Source organism: Sulfitobacter sp. R18_1, assembly GCF_017743915.1.
GTDB classification, from domain to species: Bacteria; Pseudomonadota; Alphaproteobacteria; order Rhodobacterales; family Rhodobacteraceae; genus Sulfitobacter; species Sulfitobacter faviae.
The window spans coordinates 341,522-357,884 of the sequence record NZ_JAGHRG010000001.1 but is presented as its reverse complement, the minus strand read 5'-3'; the positions used below and the strand labels follow the sequence as shown (position 1 = coordinate 357,884).

The 16,363-nt window shown below is 50.1% G+C and carries 17 protein-coding genes; 10 read left to right on the top strand and 7 right to left on the bottom strand.

The features are described 5' to 3' along the window. Window positions 1-55: 55 nt before the first annotated feature. From J7392_RS02485 to J7392_RS02470, 4 genes are all read left to right on the top strand, one after another. Window positions 56-2,893, top strand: coding sequence for a S8 family serine peptidase (locus J7392_RS02485; protein ID WP_209216014.1), 2,838 nt, complete (start codon window positions 56-58; stop codon window positions 2,891-2,893). A 200-nt stretch (window positions 2,894-3,093) separates the two neighbouring features. Continuing rightward, a complete protein-coding gene (locus J7392_RS02480) occupies window positions 3,094-5,406 on the top strand; it encodes an AAA family ATPase (protein WP_209216013.1) in 2,313 nt (770 codons plus the stop codon). Between the two features lie 91 nt (window positions 5,407-5,497). Further along, the gene (locus tag J7392_RS02475) at window positions 5,498-5,866 is read left to right on the top strand and encodes a hypothetical protein (protein WP_209216012.1); all 369 of its coding nucleotides are present in this window, start codon (window positions 5,498-5,500) and stop codon (window positions 5,864-5,866) included. Window positions 5,867-5,992: 126 nt separating this feature from the next. Next, entirely contained in the window at window positions 5,993-6,838 is an 846-nt protein-coding gene (locus J7392_RS02470) for an ATP-grasp domain-containing protein (protein WP_209216011.1), read from the top strand. 127 nt (window positions 6,839-6,965) lie between these two features. On the opposite strand, the gene J7392_RS02465 is transcribed toward J7392_RS02470, so the two are convergent. Continuing rightward, on the bottom strand, window positions 6,966-7,343 hold the full coding sequence (locus J7392_RS02465) for a hypothetical protein (RefSeq protein ID WP_209216010.1): 378 nt from the start codon (window positions 7,341-7,343) through the stop codon (window positions 6,966-6,968). A 184-nt stretch (window positions 7,344-7,527) separates the two neighbouring features. Between J7392_RS02465 and J7392_RS02460 the strand changes: the two genes are divergently transcribed. The 3 genes from J7392_RS02460 to J7392_RS02450 all read left to right on the top strand — a co-directional run bounded on the left by J7392_RS02460 (window position 7,528) and on the right by J7392_RS02450 (window position 10,102). Continuing rightward, window positions 7,528-8,259, top strand: a complete 732-nt coding sequence (locus J7392_RS02460) for a type IV toxin-antitoxin system AbiEi family antitoxin domain-containing protein (RefSeq protein WP_209216009.1) — start codon at window positions 7,528-7,530, stop codon at window positions 8,257-8,259. A gap of 46 nt (window positions 8,260-8,305) precedes the next feature. Then, window positions 8,306-9,301: a nucleotidyl transferase AbiEii/AbiGii toxin family protein gene (locus J7392_RS02455; RefSeq protein ID WP_209216008.1), complete on the top strand. Its 996-nt coding sequence runs from the start codon at window positions 8,306-8,308 to the stop codon at window positions 9,299-9,301. Between the two features lie 69 nt (window positions 9,302-9,370). After that, window positions 9,371-10,102, top strand: coding sequence for a hypothetical protein (locus J7392_RS02450; RefSeq protein ID WP_209216007.1), 732 nt, complete (start codon window positions 9,371-9,373; stop codon window positions 10,100-10,102). Between the two features lie 53 nt (window positions 10,103-10,155). Here the strand turns inward: J7392_RS02450 and J7392_RS02445 are convergent, their stop codons facing one another. Continuing rightward, window positions 10,156-10,521, bottom strand: a complete 366-nt coding sequence (locus tag J7392_RS02445; protein WP_209216006.1) for a hypothetical protein — start codon at window positions 10,519-10,521, stop codon at window positions 10,156-10,158. 30 nt (window positions 10,522-10,551) lie between these two features. Next, window positions 10,552-11,493: a hypothetical protein gene (locus tag J7392_RS02440; RefSeq protein ID WP_209216005.1), complete on the bottom strand. Its 942-nt coding sequence runs from the start codon at window positions 11,491-11,493 to the stop codon at window positions 10,552-10,554. A gap of 116 nt (window positions 11,494-11,609) precedes the next feature. On the opposite strand from J7392_RS02440, the gene J7392_RS02435 reads away from it, so the two are divergent. The 3 genes from J7392_RS02435 to J7392_RS02425 are packed head-to-tail and all read left to right on the top strand — an operon-like array spanning window position 11,610 to window position 13,674. Further along, window positions 11,610-12,770, top strand: coding sequence for an RNA ligase (locus J7392_RS02435; RefSeq protein WP_209216004.1), 1,161 nt, complete (start codon window positions 11,610-11,612; stop codon window positions 12,768-12,770). After that, entirely contained in the window at window positions 12,755-13,069 is a 315-nt protein-coding gene (locus tag J7392_RS02430) for a hypothetical protein (protein ID WP_209216003.1), read from the top strand. The genes J7392_RS02435 and J7392_RS02430 overlap by 16 nt, the downstream gene beginning before the upstream one ends. 2 nt (window positions 13,070-13,071) lie before the next feature. Continuing rightward, window positions 13,072-13,674, top strand: a complete 603-nt coding sequence (locus J7392_RS02425; RefSeq protein ID WP_209216002.1) for a hypothetical protein — start codon at window positions 13,072-13,074, stop codon at window positions 13,672-13,674. A gap of 312 nt (window positions 13,675-13,986) precedes the next feature. On the opposite strand, the gene J7392_RS02420 is transcribed toward J7392_RS02425, so the two are convergent. The 4 genes from J7392_RS02420 to J7392_RS02405 all read right to left on the bottom strand — a co-directional run bounded on the left by J7392_RS02420 (window position 13,987) and on the right by J7392_RS02405 (window position 16,356). Further along, entirely contained in the window at window positions 13,987-14,703 is a 717-nt protein-coding gene (locus tag J7392_RS02420; RefSeq protein ID WP_209216001.1) for a hypothetical protein, read from the bottom strand. Between the two features lie 62 nt (window positions 14,704-14,765). Next, window positions 14,766-15,167, bottom strand: coding sequence for a hypothetical protein (locus tag J7392_RS02415; RefSeq protein WP_209216000.1), 402 nt, complete (start codon window positions 15,165-15,167; stop codon window positions 14,766-14,768). Between the two features lie 4 nt (window positions 15,168-15,171). Next, entirely contained in the window at window positions 15,172-15,780 is a 609-nt protein-coding gene (locus J7392_RS02410; protein ID WP_209215999.1) for a hypothetical protein, read from the bottom strand. 111 nt (window positions 15,781-15,891) lie between these two features. Beyond that, window positions 15,892-16,356, bottom strand: coding sequence for a hypothetical protein (locus J7392_RS02405; RefSeq protein ID WP_209215998.1), 465 nt, complete (start codon window positions 16,354-16,356; stop codon window positions 15,892-15,894). Window positions 16,357-16,363 lie beyond the last annotated feature (7 nt).

Here is a 16,363-nt window from a genome sequence, read left to right as displayed (position 1 = left end):
AAACGTATCTTCAAGTTCATCGTGTATATTATTCATATTAGAATGGAGTTTTACGATGAACGATCAAATCAAAGCAATTCCCGCAGATCCGACAGATGAGCCGGGGTATGGAAGATCTTGGCATTTCGATGGAGAGTACGGCATCCGGGCAGAGGAAGCCTGGGAAACCGGCTTTACCGGTAGTGGTATTACAGTAGGTATCGTGGATGATGGTTTCGATCTAACAGATAGCGACCTGACTGCGAATTTTAACGCCTCGCGGTCTTATGATTATGCAGATGGTGATAACTACATTCACGATTCAGGTACAGGAAGCAAAGAGGCGCACGGAACGAGAGTCGCTCGATTTTTGGTAGCTGCCGATAATGGCGAAGGGGTTGTAGGAAGCGGATTTGATGTAGAGTGGCATGGCTACCGTGTAGGCTTTTCAGACATGAGCACACTGTCTCAGGGCTTTCGTGCTGGCCTGAACAGTTCGGATATCCTCAACAACAGTTGGTCTCTAAATTATGATAGCGACTTCAGTCATTATCCCCGTATCAACTACAGCGCTAACTTTACCGAGGCACTGTCAGATGGTCGTGATGGTTTGGGCCAGGTTGTAGTTTTCTCAGCGGGTAACGACCGTGACACTGGAGTAGAGACAACCTCCCATTGGCTACAGAACCACTTGGGGACTATTACCGTTGGTGCGATTGGTGAAGACGGAGATTTTGCAGATTTTAGTAGTCGTGGCTCCAACCTTCTCGTCACCGCGCCAGGGGAGACTGTTCTTCTGCGTGAGGAGGGTAACACTGCCTATTTCGGCAGCGGGACAAGCTATGCGGCTCCACTGGTGTCTGGCGTAGTGGCGGCCATGCTAGAGGCTAATGAGAACCTAGGTTTCCGTGATGTGAAAGAGATCCTGGCTATTACCAGTCGCCGCATTGATGACGGGCTTGCGACAGATGGAAACACCAACGACCTGTCCGCGTCCGATTGGGTCGAGAATGGTTCCGGGAATTGGAATGGTGGCGGTATGATTTTCTCAGGTGATTACGGTCACGGTCTTGTCGACATGTCTGCCGCAACGCGTTTGGCCCAAAATTGGATAGGTCAGTCGACTTACGATAATATGATTCAAGCGTCCCGCACGATAGACAACTGGGGGATGGCAGTATCAGAAATTGAGATGACCATCAGTCAGGATATAGAACTGGATATGGTTGATTTGAGTTTGGATTGGAACTACCACGACTTTTCAGAGGTCTCGCTATACTTGGTTTCTCCAAAGGGCACTGAATCTCGACTTTCGCACGCACAAGATCATACCGGCAGCCTGAATTGGACCTATACTTCGAACGCCTTCTGGGGCGAGAGCAGCTCAGGTGTGTGGCGTGTAGAGTTCCGTCATGCAGAGACTGGGGACGCTATCGAAGTGACCACTGAGGAGGCCGGAATCAACTTCTACGGCGATAATGCCAGCCCGGACAGCGTGTATTACTTTACCGACGAATACGGTGATCGCTTCAATCATGATAGCGCAATCCGTTTCATCACTGATTTGGATGGCGGAGAAGACACTCTGAACTTTGCCTCCTCGGGACAGAACGTGGTCTTCTCCCTTAAAGAAGGCCGAGGCACCAGCTTCGACGGGGCTGCGTTGGAGATTGCTGCTGGAACAATCATCGAAAACATTATCACGGGTGAGGGGAGCGACCGCATCTGGGGCAATGATGAGCACAATACGATCTTTACGGGTCGTGGCGACGGTGAAGACCTGGTGTTCGGCTTCGATGGTTCTGATTACATCGTTACTGGAGGTGGGGATGACACTATTGCCGGTGGCGAAGGATGTGACCGCATTATTTCCGGTGAGGGCGACGATCTCGTTGACGGTGGTGGCTGTGACGACAGAATTATGACTGGTTCCGGTAACGATAGGGTTCTCGGCCGTGAGGGTGATGACATGGTTTTCGCCGGAGGTGGCGCCGACCGCATCTGGGGACACGACGGTGATGACACCATCAAAGCCGGTTCAGGGAATGATCATATTTCTGGTGGCATCGGTGACGACCGCCTTTGGGGTGAAGCAGGCTGGGATTATATTCGTGGCGGCGCTGGCCACGACCACATCTCTGGCGGCGCAGGGCGTGACTTCCTTCATGGTGATGATGGTGATGACCGGATCTATGGCGGTGAAGGCTACGATGTCATGACCGGTGGTTCTGGCAATGACAAGCTCGATGGCGGTATTGGCAACGACCTTCTCTTTGGTGGCGTCGGTAACGACCGCCTTGATGGAGGCGAGGGTGCCGATCACATGTACGGTGGCAGAGGTGATGACGTCTATGTTGTCGACAATGAGGGTGATCGTGTTCGCGAGGACAACCCAAGCGAAGGTTACGATGCAGTCTTCATTACTGGCACTGGATCCTTCGATGGAGGGAATGGCACCGAACTGGCACGCATCTTTGATAGCGCACAAAACGCAAACTTGACGATGAATGCTCAGAACAATGCCATCTGGGGCAACGCGTATGCCAACAGGATCGATGCTGCCGAAGGGAATGATGTCGTGGATGCAGGTCGCGGAAACGATACCATCGCAGGGGGTGAGGGCAACGATGTCCTAACAGGCGGCCTCGGAGCTGACGTCTTCGATTTCAACGAGGGCGCTGGGCATGCTGATGAGATCACCGACTTCACTGATGGTAGCGATCTCATCGATATCACCGACCTTGGTATCCATACAGGTGGCGCCATCTCAGGTGGCTATATCAGTATGATTCAGAACGGTTCAGATGTGGACTTGAGCTATAATCCAGGTGGTTCATCAGCGGCTGGGTACGAGATCTGCACTCTTTCGGATTTTGATATCAACCTGCTGAGCGACGCAGATTTCATCCTGTAAAGAGCGCAAACTAGTTTTCAGGGCCCTGCCAGATTGGTGGGGCCCTGTTGTTTTGCAAGAACACAGAAGAATAGTTCTACACAATGCTTGAGTCTGCCGCGTTTGTCGCTTGCGCTAGTCAACATTATGCATTACTACTTCATGTATAGCCGCTATGCTTAGCGGATCGAACAGATACTTCAAAATTTCGGGGAGTTCCCATGGCTGATTTCAAGGGCACCGTACGCAAGATTATTTTCCAGACACCTAACGATGCCGGAGCATTCTTCATTCTGCTCGTGGATGAGGGTGACGTGTTCGGCGGAGAAATTACTGTTAAGGGAACTTCGATTCACGAGATTTCGCCTGGCAGCAAAATCCAGTTTTCGGGAGAGCAAGGAGAGTACAAGGGAGCGCCACAGATCGCGGCGACCTACATTTCCCTGCATGCCGAGGCTACCAACAAGGGAGCGCAGGGATGGGTCCTTCAAGCTCCGGTTTGCGGCTTTGGTGTAAAGTCGGCTGAAAAATTGATTGCAGCCTTTCCGGATGATTTGCATGAGGCACTCCAAGACCCGGAGCGATTGGCTCAGCAGGGCAACATTAAGGCCGGAGTGGCAGAGGATCTGGTTGCAGCTTGGTTGTCGATGAGCATTCCTAATGAAATCCTCGAGTTGGTCGCCGATGACATCTTGCCAATGAAATACTTGCAGAAAATCATGGCGCATTCGATGGGTGGGGTCTCCGGTGCACTGCATGAGGATCCGTGGAAGTTTGCCACGATGGTAAAGGGGCTGGGCTTCAAGATCATGGACGAGGTTGCCCGAAAGCTTGGCGTCTCGATGGAGAAAGACAGCCGGTATGATGCTGGTATCCGTTTTACAATCGAAGAGGAGATGAAAAACTCCGGCTATACTCGGGTGCGTAAAACCAAGGTTATCAACTCTGTGACCCGGATTGGTATCTCGGATAAGCAAAGAATTGACGAGCGCTTGGACGCTTTGGTCGAGGCGAAAATCCTTACATATTATGACGATGTTGAATCCTACACGATGTCCTACATTGCTAAGCGTGAGCGTGATATTGTTAAGGATATTATTCGTCTGCAAGAAAGCTTTGTGATCAGCGATGAGCAGCGAGAGGCATACAAGGATCAGGTCGCGCAGGTCGAAGCCAAAATTGGTATTACTCTAGATCCCAGTCAGCGCGAGGCTGCTATCACCAGCCTTTGTACAGGGGTTTCCATCATCACGGGTGGCCCTGGCACCGGTAAATCCACTACACAGTCGGTTATCTTGAACGTTCTGCGCCAGGAACAGGAAAAAAGCATCTCGATGATGGCTCCTACTGGTCGTGCTGCTCATCGCTTGGGTGAGGCGGCCGGTGGTGAAGGTAAAACTATCCATCGCGGTCTTCAGTACGATCCGATGTCCGCTGGGTTCGTGTATAATAGATTCAATCCTCTGGCGGCAGACACTGCTATCGTGGATGAATTCTCGATGGTTGATACCAGCCTTGCCTATGATCTCCTTCAGGCCCTGAAGAGCGGTTCTCGCTTCATTATCGTGGGTGATGACGATCAGCTTCCGAGTGTCGGTCCAGGTCAGGTACTGGCGGACTTCATTAGAAGTGAAGCAATCGAAGTGTCTCGCCTGAAGGTCGTCCATCGCCAAGCCGATTCCAGTGGCCTTATCCCGGCTGCCGCAGCTATCTCAAAAGGTGAGATGCCTAAGTTCAATGACGATGATTTTAGGTTCATCGAAGCGGACAATGCTGCGGAAATCACAGCTGCCATTCTTGAGACACTCAATATGGACTTCGTTGAGCGCGGTCTGGATCCGGTGAAGGATACGATGGTCATCTCACCTCAAAGAAAGGGTGACTTGGGCTGCGCTCGCTTGAACGAGATCATCAAGGATTCTGTGAACCCGTTCCGTGAAGGCAACTATCGTCACTCGGTGGAAATCCGTCGTCGTAAATGGAGTGTGGGTGACAAGGTTATGCAGACGCGTAACGACTACGACAAAGAGGTGATGAACGGTACCGTCGGGTACGTGGTGGAAACTTCCATGCCGCAAAAAGGGAAAGAGCAGATTTTCGTCGAGTTCGAGGGCAGAACGGTTAAGTTTGATGGCTCCGACATCAACGATCTGGATCACGCTTGGGCCCAGACGGTACATAAAATGCAGGGGGGAGAGGCCCCCGGTATTATTATGGTGGTTACGCCAGAGCACAGCTATATGCTTGAGCGTAGCCTGATCTATACTGGTGTGACGCGCATGAAGGATATCTGCGTCAATATCGGCAGCCGACGGGCCTTCGAGGAGGGTATCAAGAAAGTTGAGGGCAATCGTCGCCTTACCTACACGTCGATTTCTCTTCGTAAGCTGAAACAGCTTGAGCCGTTCTTGCTGGAATCTGATGTTCCGAAGACTTCTAGGTTCGCGCCCGCTACCCGGCGTCCTTTGCTGCGTCGGCGTCCTGGGCTAAGCGCCAGACCGTCAGCGGATAATGCACCTGGAATGGCTAACTAAAAACAAAGAAAAGCAAGAACAAATGTATTTTGATCTTGCACGACATAGATTAATATGAGAAGTTGCAAGCACAGGCACAAGAAGCTTGTACTTGCTAGTTGAACCCATAAACGAAACCGCCGAAATCATTACGGCGAAGCAGGAAAATAGACAGATGACAAAATCGGTCAATAACAGAGTCGGTATTCTTCCGAAAATTCAAACAGCGAATGGCGAGCGGATTATCCAGCATCACGAAATCGAGGATGCAATCGTTCATGTCGAAGCTTACGGTCGCTTCGTGATCGAAGTGGGCGGTGTCGAGCAAGACCAGTCTTTTGGTACTCTTGATGAAGTTGCGCGGGCAGTAAACGACCTCCTTAACGAGGATGCTAATCTGCACATGGACAACCGCCTCCATGATATTCTGGCTCAAGCAGTCGAGAATGCACGGGACATGGCTGCCCCAGCGATGGGCTGACTGCAAATTTAGACAGCTTTTAAGGGCGTCAGCTGCAACTCATGTTCAGTTGGCGCCCTTCGCATGTCTGGGGGTCGGTTGCTTTGTGTGGTGATCGATCATATTTTCAAATTGTAAGGAAAGCATATGCATATCGTATTTCAGAATGAGATCATCAGAGGGCAGGATATCTCCTCAGCCATTTCATCTCTCGGATGGCAGGGGCATCAGATCGAAACCGAAAGATTTTCACACTCCATTGAAGATATTGATCGTACGCTGTTCAAGACAGCTCTCGATCCTAATGACCCGATCATGGTATTCGCAGGTATCAGACTTGCCAGCCATCTCCAGTATAAAAAGCTTACCAAAGTTCAATCTGGTGTAATTGCGGATCAGGCAAAACTCACGTGGTCATCCTATGCAACGCATTTGCCAAACGACATGCTTCTAAATCCATTTGGCATTCTATTTCCCTGGGGGTATTTGCGTGATCCAATGACGGTCAGAACAGTAAAGAAAGCTTTTGGTGAGGACGGAGTTTTCATCCGCCCTAATAGCCCATGGAAGCCGTTCGCTGGGTTTGACACCACCTGGGATCAGTATGCCCACAACCTGTCTGCCTACGAGCAGCTTGAAGCTATTGACGCAGGGGAAATTTGCGTTCTGTTCCCGCGCAAGACCCTTGATGTGGTGGAGTGGAGATTTTGGATCGTAGCGGGCGAGATCGCTACTTACGCACCCTATTCCTGGTCAACTCTCCCAGATGAGAAGAGATCTCCACCGGCCGATATGATCCCTGCTGTAGAGAAGGCTATCCGATACCTGGATGGATACGAGGATAGCCTCGTGATCGACATGGCTGACACGCCCAACGGGGCGAAGATCGTGGAGCTGAATGGGCTTACAACATCTGGATTTTATGACGGGATGGACGTGACCGCGCTTTTGAGCTCGTTGCCAGCGATGTTTGGGTTGCCCGCTGCTGAATAGTGTTCAGGTGGCCCCGGTGTGGTCGCTCTGTAGTCATACAGTAGGCAATTAGTAGTCATAAGGTGGAAATTGCGTTACCTATCTACCCACTAAAAATAAGGCCCCCTAAAGTAGGAGGCCTTATTTTTTACATCTTCATAGTCGTTTTAGGAACCAGTCCCTCGGCCTTAGCGAGGTGGTGCTTAGACACCCTTAGGTGGGCTTCAGCATCATCCGCAATAGAAGAAAACTTAGCCTGATACCGTGGCATCGGGTTCGCTACGAATTTCTTGGCCAGCCGTACTTTCATTCGAGCCTCAGCTTTCGCTGAAATAGCAGCACTTACGATTTCTACAATATCGTCACAATCGCTATAATCCGACATGAGTTCTGTGCTTCTTTTCGAAATGTCGCTCAGTGATTTCTCAATGCTCTTTAGCCGATCTTTGGATCCGTTCAAATTCGTTGTGACCTTCGACATGAGTGCGTCGTGGTCGAATTCATTCTCTGCCGAGAAACGTTCCATAAAAGGATACCTCTAATTATATTTTTTCTTACTAAAGCCAGATATAGACGGATTGATGGTCGCTTGTCAATTTGAACACCAAAGAATGTCCCATTCTGGCCATGTTGTTTACATGTATGAAACAAATAAATCACAGATCTGTTCCTGACAATTCATGAGAAAGTCAAAAAAATTGACTACTATCTTGCTGAAGAGAGACTTACTTGCAGATAGCCAAGCACAGATAGAGGTTATCATGGGTCCGAAAATGCGCGATGCCGTAAAGGTTATGAAAAGCGGCCGGTTCTTCTCAACAGCAGCACTTGATGAAGCGGGGATCGACCGAAGAGTGCTAAAAAGGCTCGAGAAACAAGAAATCGTGCATACGCTCATCCGGGGAGTGTATTACCTTGACGAAAAATATGTAAAGGAGAGCAACTATCCTCCTCATCCAAACTTCGAGACATTCTCGCTAGGTCTCAAGAACGGCGGAGATACTGCCTTCGTTCATCTTTACTCAGCGGCATCCTTCCATGAGCTGAATGTCGACGGCAACGTCCAATATGTGACCCTGGGGCTCGACCGCGACAGAGGTCTTCCTGCCGGTGATGACTTCAAATACAGGCGCCTTAGTGAAGGGCCAAAGACCAACCTAGGTGTAGAAGTCTATGGGGAGCACCGTGGGGTTCCTATCCGGATTACCAATCTCGAACGCACGGTCGTTGATCTCGTCTACTATAGCCCTTTGAACGGACGCAGTGACGTTGATGAGGAAACGGCCGTTGATGCTCTTAATAGGTATGCCTGTCACCCCGACAAGAACCCTGCCTTGCTCGATAAGATGGCTCGTGAGTTCGGCGTCGAAAACGCAGTTCGTATCGCCATGAAGAATTCCTCTCGCAGCATCGAGGACGAAGGCGTCACACTGAAGTTCTAGCTTGCAAGCTTAGACGCATTTCCACCTTACAGATGGAGATGTAGTCATGCTTAAAAATAAAGGCCTCTCAGGTCATGGTGCCAGCGACAAGCTCAAAGAGCTGAGTAAGCAGCGTGCCAAGGAAAAGGCTGAGATCAGGGGTCGTGAGCATAAAGCGGACAAGTCTCCTGACAACCTATTTTATGAATTCATTCATCGCGCTTTTATGCGAAGACTACAGATGAGTTCCTATCGAGATCAGTTTGCTCTTAAAGGCGCGCAGATGATGCGAAAAGTTACCAATGAAGACTGGCGTGCGACCCAAGATATCGACTTCAATGTGAGCCAGGCTATGGACGATAAGCAGCTCGCTGCTGCATTGAAAGATATCCTTACCCAGCAGCCGAAGGTACCGGACGGCGTAGAATTCCTTCTTCAAGATGGAGTGAGCCTCAAGAAGGATCGTACGCATGCGACCATTGCCGGTCAGAAGCTGTCTTTGAAGGCGAAGGTTGGTAAGTCGGCCTATGTTCTGGATATTGATCTCGGCTTTGAGAATAAGATCCATGCTCCTCTGCGCACTATTGAGTTCCCTCCCATGATCAAGGGTGAGGAACCTGTGACTGTGCTGGCTGTGCCGCCAGAGAATGCCATAGCAGAGAAGTTCCGAGCAATGGTTGTATGGGGGCTATCCACGAGCCGCGTGAAGGACTTCTTCGATGTGCAAAGGTTTGCATCCGTTCTTGAGATCGACGCTGACGTAATAGCCGAAGAGGTTCGGGGAACCCTGGAGCAGTTGAATGTCGAGTTGCCACCCATGAGTGAGATTGATGTGCTCGATCCGGAGGTGCTCAATACATACGACGGGGATAGCTTAAAACGTCAGTGGCATGCCTTCGGCGAAAAATATGGTGGTGACATCCCGGACTTCGTGGAGTGTGTCAAGGAAATCAGAGAATTCATCGGTCCCGTTGTCGACTATGTGCGAGATGAAGGGCCGTCACCGGGTGTTTGGTCTCCAGACACTGGTTGGTCAAAAAATATGGAAAACACCTTCTCGTAGGGTGCGACATTTCGCGAGGTCCTGGAGTATGGGGCCTGGCCGTAGATAAAAGCAAATGGAGTTTGAAATATGCCTATTGAAAACGAAGAAGAGTATCTAGAAGACCTCGCTAACCTGAACGACACCTTTCATATTTTTGACGGTGATCCGTCTTTCCTTCCTCCGCACAAGATGAGGGTGTCTCGCTGGGACGAAAAGAGAGGGGGTACGGTGTACTTGAGGCCGTCTAAATTCGATGGCGAGTTCGATTGGGTGCCTGTTCCAACACCTGATGTGGCACTGACTAGAGAGCAGATTGATGTGGCACGCGCGCAGATGGATCTCAGCGATAGCGAAGAGATAATCTATTATGATGATCCAAGGTTGAATGGCGCGACGGTCATACACGAAGATGCCGATGGCTATAAAACCTACGGTAATCCGACGAGACAGGCTAAGCTGGATACCAATGCTCTATGGCCAGTTGAGGCACGAGACTTTGTCGTTAGCCTTGTGAATAATGAGGACACTATGGCTTCCGGCTGGGAAGATCACTCCTATCTCGAAATCGACGTCGTTCCAATGACCACCCATGCCGATGGCAGTGAAGGGTGTGCTGAGTATGAAGACGAAGTGCAGTACTGGGCAGCGTTAGCCAAGGTTGCGGGAAGCTACTTTCCGCATGCCATATTGGCTGAGTTCGAGGCGGCTACCGAAGAGAAGATCGACGAAAAGGTCGAGAAGCTGTTGAAGGTTCTGCCGGGCGCCGATGTTCATAAAGAAGAGCCTACGCCAAGACCGGTAGAGAGCCCAGCGCCCTAATTCATTCCTAGGTGCCCACCAAAAATATGATCTTCGCGGGTGCCTTTTCTTTCTTACATACCTGGGAAATTAATCCTGCTTGTGTCGGCCGCCGGTTCAATTCGAAAGAGCTTTACGTTCTCTGGGGGGATGTGGTCGAGACAGGAAACTTCGTACTCAACATCAGTATTCTGTCCAATGCGTGCGTTTTCTGGGAACGTAACTTCTATAATCGCGTGGTCTAGATCTTCATCCCAAGCTTCTTCTCCCCAAGGGGACATCAGAGCGTCTTCCAAGTCGCTCATCGTCGGGAACAGGTACACAGCAGCCTCCTTCTCTCCGATCTCACGAGCACGTGGTCCGATCTGAGGCTTCAAGCCTTCCTTGAGTATGGACTCTAGGTTCTCCATAGCGGTTATATGGTAGTATTTTGTGGTCATATAAGTATTCCGTCATAAGTAAGGGCAGGATTATGGGGGCATATGTGCTTCAACATCGGGAACGTGCGCGTCGATGTCGTGTCTGGGTTCTTCTTTGTATTTGATGGTTACCTGACCATTTTCATCGAATTCCGCATAGGTAGGGAACTTCGTTTCACCAGCACTCTTGTTGATCTCATTCACTATAGAATTTATGGCCTCATTGTCGCCTTTGACAACGTCCAGTAAACTCATCTCGGTCTCTTCGAGCATTATATCGGTTGGCTTACCTTTCTCACTCATCGCAAGCACATTAGAACCTGTGTTCTTAGGGCTCTTCATCATAGCCTTGAAGGATTTACCCAGATTTTTCAGGATCGGCGCCCTCTCCTGATTAATCTGGCCTGTGAGTTTCTTGGCGGCGAAAACATGTTTATGGCGCTTCTCGATGAGCGCATCCATGCTCTGGTAGTTTTTTAGATTGCAGAGCTGCCTAGCGGTGTTCGCCAAGGCCTTGTACCTCATCAAAGCAACCACAGTCCCTGCGATCAGAGCGGCCGGTGTGCTCGCGGCTATAGTTAGTGTTCCCAGTGCAGTTGCTGCGGGGGCGGCAAGTGTCAGTGTCGTAGCGCGCTGCCGCAAGTCATATGCGGCTCTTGCATATGCGGCAGGCCGTCCATTTGCGATCATATTCGCCCGTGCTCGATACAGAAGGTCGTCAGCGGAGGTAATAGTGTCGGTTATGTCTAGCAGGGCGCCGCTCTTTCCTAGCCCGAGTGACTTTTCGAGTACCGACCAAGCATCAGGTCCGAAGCTGTCAGTGATCATGTCCTCTACCTTGTCCTTGATCTCTTTAGGCTTTGCAGAGATGCCAACATCGTTTGGCGCTATGAGATCAGCAGATGTACGGGCCTGAAGGTCATTGATCTTCTTGTCCAGCGCCATGATGGCGACGATATGGACGTCCAGTTTGTTTTCTTTGGAAGGGTGCATGACAAGTCCTCGTATAATAACTATACATGGTCGCAAGAACGCAAGATTATACTCGACTTGACCTGTGCATAACTATCCTTTACTAAGGCATGTATATATAAGGATAGCACTGTTTCATGAACTATGAGTTTCCACGTATCGAGACCCTCGAGGATGTTCTTCCTGCGATTGAGGGTGTGGACGGCATTAACTGTCGGGAGGTAGGTCATCTGACTTGTCTCCAGTACGCTATCCTAGATCCTAAACTGTTCGACATGACCGATGATCCGGAGCTTGCTGCCTTGCGCCGTGAGTGTCGTGGTCTGATGTTTGATACTGAGAGCGGCCGTCTTCTCAGCCGTCCTCCTCATAAATTCTTCAATATCGGTGAACGCGACGAGACCCGGGTAGAGAACATCCGGTGGCAAGACCTTGAGCGTGCCTATCCAAAACTGGATGGCTCCATGGTCCGTCCCATTGTGTTTGATGACCGTCTGGTGATGATGACAAAGCGTGGGTATTCGGATGCCGCTCACTTAGCTACGGATCACCTCTACAAGGAGTACTCCAGCCGTGAGATCTCCGAGATCCAAGAGGCTTGCGAAAATGGCCTGACACCCGTTTACGAGTTTACCGGGGATGATAACCAGGTAGTCGTAAAATATGGTGATCCTGAGCTTACTCTATTGGCAGTCCGGGACACCTATTCAGGTAACTATCTCGATGAACAAGAGATCGGTCTCGCAGGGCCCAAGCCCGTAGAAATCTATGAGGCGTGGGATCACTTCGAGGGAGATATCGCGGATAAACTAGAGCAACTGCGTGCGCGCACCAACGAGGAAGGTGCTGTATTTCGGATGCGTAATGGCCATATGCTCAAAGCCAAGAATACTTGGTATGGGCGTCTGCATGCAGTCATCAGCAACATTGACTTGCCGCAATCCAAGCGTCACATCGCTGCTCTCATTATTAATGAGCAGATTGATGACGTAAAGTCGCAGACCGTTGGTCGAAAGCGTGACTATCTGGATAGCTTTGAAGGTGACTTCTGGGCTGCCTTCACGGGGAAGCTGGAACACCTCACGGCGCTTTGGAAGCAAGGCAAGGAAGTCTGCGGCGATGACCGTAAGAAATTCGCAACCGAATATGCTCCTACTATCGAAGACAAACAAGATCGATCATTGGTTCTCAGTTCCAAAAATGAAGACGAAATTCGGGAACGTATGTTCCGTCTCCTTATGCGGCAGTCTGAAAGCATGACCAGATGGGAGGAGGCTGAAGCATGGCTCGCGAAGTAGACTTCCTCATCCGCCTTAACGGTCGTTCTTCGCTCAAAAGGTCGCTGGAGTATTACCTAGAAGGCGCGAGTTCTGCCATCTGTCCAGAGAAGGATGAGCTCTACAAATCTCGGTTTTCCGAGTTCAAAGAGGACCTTATTGATCAGTTTGGTCCTCATCACCTGACCAGGCATCAGCAAGATTACCTGTTTGACTACGTAAACTCAAAGCATGGCCAGTCACACTATGAACTCTATGAGGGATATCGATCCCTTGCTGAGTTTCTGACCGGTATCCATCAAGTTTGTAATAAGGATTGATTATGAAAAAGATTATTTTTGACTGCGACGACATTTGTCTTCAGTTCCCCCAAGGTTTCTCGAAGTTTCTATGGAAATATTACGGCATCAAGACGCTGGGTGGAGATCCCTGTAACTGGAATATGCTGAAATGGACGGGACTTAAGAAAGAACGTGTCCTTGAGCTTCTCATAGAGTTCAGCACGTCCAAATATTTCGGGGAGCTAGAACCTGTTCCTGGCGCCGTAGAAGGCATCAAAAGATTGGTAGCAGCGGGATATGATCCCGTTATCGTAACAGCATGTGTCAAAAGTGAGATGACGATGCAGAGGCGCATTTCCAATGTGAGTAATGTCTTCGGCGAGGGTGCCTTCTCCAAGATCGATTTCACCCCGATGGGGACATCGAAGCTCGACCAGCTGAAGCAGTATGAGCCCACTATTTTTGTGGAGGATAACTACCATAATGCTTTGACGGGTCTGGAGGCTGGTCATGAGGTTCTGATCCGCCGGGTACCACACAATCTGGAGCACCGTAAAAATGCCCCTGCCGAGCTGACCTGGTTTAGTGACTTCTCGGAAGTTGTGAAACATATTTTTGAACGCCAGCCAGTGATGAGCTACTGAAGGAGGTGGATATTGTCTGATACTTCTGCATGCCCAGCGCTGGGCGAGAATGGGGTCTGTAGGAAGCCTATATGTTCCTGTGGGAGCTTCACCCTTAAAGAGCGCTACGAGGCCCACAGGGAAGCCTGTAGGGACACCTGCGACCGGATAGAGGAACATGACCCGCAGATGGCTCGGTCTGCGAGGAAGACCCTAAGAATTTTAAAATAATATGCGCCCGCTCAGAAATCCTGGGCGGACGCATATTATCGTTTTTCCGTAAACGATGAAGGGCGCCACTGGGCGCCCTTTTTACATTGGCATGCGCAATATTTAGAGTGGGCTGGCGCCAACCTCCCAGCTCGACATGTTCTTCTCTCTATCTTTCTGAAGAGGATAATCTTCTCGAGCCCACCACTGATCGTGGGTACTGAAGTATTTCCAATAAATCACTCGGTTGCGCGTGTTCGCCATGGGTCTTACACCACCTTGTGTATCACCAAGGGTGTAGAGAGTGCCATCGTTGTCTTTGAAGAAGGCGATCATATGGTCGGCTTCATTGGGATCGCCTTGGGTGGAGCTAATAGCAAAGCCGATCTTATCCTTCGGGACGCCTGCACAAACAGCAATAGCTGCTGTGGTTGCCGCTAGATCGTCGCAGTCGCCCGCAAAATGATCCTGAGTTCCAAGGATAGTGTTGTGCATGGGACGCCAAAAGTCGACTTCTTCACGCAGGTAGTGGAAGCGGTCTCTTACCATCGCGTCAATCTGAGAAACCACCTGCAAGGAGTTTCCTTGTGGCCAGTGACTAACGCTATAAGCGTCTCTCCAATCCGCGCAGGTGTAGAGTTCTGGGCCAGCTGCTGTGTCCATATCAATGGACTGTGGGATATAGACAGGCTTTGAGCTGGAATGCGGAAGATATGAGGTGCCCTGAAAACGGGCGGTAGGCTGCTGTACGCAGGCAGAAAGGCTTCCGATAATAGCGAGACCGGTAAGAGCTTTGCATGCCGCAGAGATGATGCGGGGGGATGAAAATGTAAAAACCATGCTCGTTTTTTACTTCGAGCATGGTTTCACCAAGATTTACGATGTCGTACAAATAGGGTTTATCACATTGTCATGAACACATTTTGCTCGTGATCGGGAGCTTCATCAAGGATCATTGTGAGGTCCAGCATTTCACGCATGAGATCGGACATTTGATCCAAGGCTGCCTTCGTTCTATCCGTCGTGTTCTCCGGGGGACATTCAGATCCAGTAACCATTCTCATCATTACTGTCTCAAAGTAGGTGTCGACCATACTTGCAGAGACGCCTGGAAACCCATCTCGGTCACCTGTGATGTCAGTGATGAACTCAGCTATCGCAGGCTTGAGAATCTCATCTCTGATGGTATCGGTTGCATGAGAGTTCACGACGTCATTTTTTGCGTCAAGCTCCATATAGATAATGCGATCTACATAGGGCGTTACTTGGTCGATATCGACGATGTCGGAGATGCTGCGGATCATAATATTACGGTAGCTCCATGGTCTCGAGGCGCGCGAGGCAACGAAATTGGGTGTTTTGGATGGTTTCGTGGCGCGATACATGATGGTGCCCAAAGATCCAATGGTCCGGATTGTAAAGATTTAGCATCGTGTCAAAGGCAGCAGCTGTGCGGCTCTTGGCATGCTCATCTTTGTACTGAGGCCACCATCGCGAAACGACACTATGTGGCCCATCATGTGTAACCATCACACGAGGCTTCACAGAGGCGTAGACTTCAATCAGATGATCTAGGGTTTCCTGTGGTAGCTCTTCTTCGGGCCACCACTCGAGTGACCGGTTGTCAGTTTCTCGGTGAGGAGAACGTGCTCCACCAATATACATGACATCGCCTTCGACAGTGCCGTCTGGAATGCAGAACGGGGTTCTATCAGCGACCAGAGGGTTGTCTCGGTTACCCTTGATAAAGCGGTGATCTCCCTTCGCGACTGAAGAGTACAGAAACCTGTGAGCAGGAGCGCCTACCTCAGAGCGACCAATGCAAAGGTCTCCAATCTGGACAGTCTTCGGGTGGGCGGAAATAATATCGAAGTATTCTTTCCAGTGCTCTTTATGAACGTCGCCAATAAGTATCATGCTTGATCCTCTTCTTACACTTATTTAAGTAGAAGAGGTCAAGAATTGAGCAACCTATGTAAGGTTAAAACGTGATCTGATCTACTAGGATATCGAATACTCGTCAGGTTCTCATGGCTTGAAACTACTGCTGCTTTCTCGTGCCACTCTTGGGCGAATACTCAGTCTCGGTCGAGGTTTATCGGCGGGCTTATCGAAGGACATCATTTTTTTGATAAGGGTATCGAGAAAGGCGGCAGTGCGGGGTGCAGTTTCATGGATCCTTGCCCGGTCGGTTCCGATGCCATTCGTAGGAAACACGACGGTTTTACCTGCTTTCAGTGCTGAGAATACGGGCTCGAAGTCATGCTCGATGATTTCGCAGTTTTCTTCGTAGGTAGTATCATAGAAAAACGCATCTGACTTCAGGCTGGGCAGGCGTTTGGTCGCGATCCCGATAGCATTCGGTTCCCCTCGCATAGCCTTTGCCTGGCCGCCATAGCCTCTACGGATCACGTTATCTCCGAAGATATAAAGGCGATCTGGATTAGATTTGAGATCTTCGCGCGTGATCCACGATTGCTTGATTACCGGCATGAAGGCT

Bases quoted from the DNA above. Each gene is read 5' to 3' on its own strand.
- J7392_RS02440 (WP_209216005.1), bottom strand. From the start codon at position 11,493: ATGCACCCTTCCAAAGAAAACAAACTGGACGTCCATATCGTCGCCATC.
- J7392_RS02430 (WP_209216003.1), top strand. From the start codon at position 12,755: ATGGCTCGCGAAGTAGACTTCCTCATCCGCCTTAACGGTCGTTCTTCG.
- J7392_RS02470 (WP_209216011.1), top strand. From the start codon at position 5,993: ATGCATATCGTATTTCAGAATGAGATCATCAGAGGGCAGGATATCTCC.
- J7392_RS02405 (WP_209215998.1), bottom strand. From the start codon at position 16,356: ATGCCGGTAATCAAGCAATCGTGGATCACGCGCGAAGATCTCAAATCT.
- J7392_RS02415 (WP_209216000.1), bottom strand. From the start codon at position 15,167: ATGATCCGCAGCATCTCCGACATCGTCGATATCGACCAAGTAACGCCC.
- J7392_RS02425 (WP_209216002.1), top strand. From the start codon at position 13,072: ATGAAAAAGATTATTTTTGACTGCGACGACATTTGTCTTCAGTTCCCC.
- J7392_RS02450 (WP_209216007.1), top strand. From the start codon at position 9,371: ATGCCTATTGAAAACGAAGAAGAGTATCTAGAAGACCTCGCTAACCTG.
- J7392_RS02410 (WP_209215999.1), bottom strand. From the start codon at position 15,780: ATGATACTTATTGGCGACGTTCATAAAGAGCACTGGAAAGAATACTTC.
- J7392_RS02480 (WP_209216013.1), top strand. From the start codon at position 3,094: ATGGCTGATTTCAAGGGCACCGTACGCAAGATTATTTTCCAGACACCT.
- J7392_RS02420 (WP_209216001.1), bottom strand. From the start codon at position 14,703: ATGGTTTTTACATTTTCATCCCCCCGCATCATCTCTGCGGCATGCAAA.
- J7392_RS02435 (WP_209216004.1), top strand. From the start codon at position 11,610: ATGAACTATGAGTTTCCACGTATCGAGACCCTCGAGGATGTTCTTCCT.
- J7392_RS02455 (WP_209216008.1), top strand. From the start codon at position 8,306: ATGCTTAAAAATAAAGGCCTCTCAGGTCATGGTGCCAGCGACAAGCTC.
- J7392_RS02445 (WP_209216006.1), bottom strand. From the start codon at position 10,521: ATGACCACAAAATACTACCATATAACCGCTATGGAGAACCTAGAGTCC.
- J7392_RS02485 (WP_209216014.1), top strand. From the start codon at position 56: ATGAACGATCAAATCAAAGCAATTCCCGCAGATCCGACAGATGAGCCG.
- J7392_RS02465 (WP_209216010.1), bottom strand. From the start codon at position 7,343: ATGGAACGTTTCTCGGCAGAGAATGAATTCGACCACGACGCACTCATG.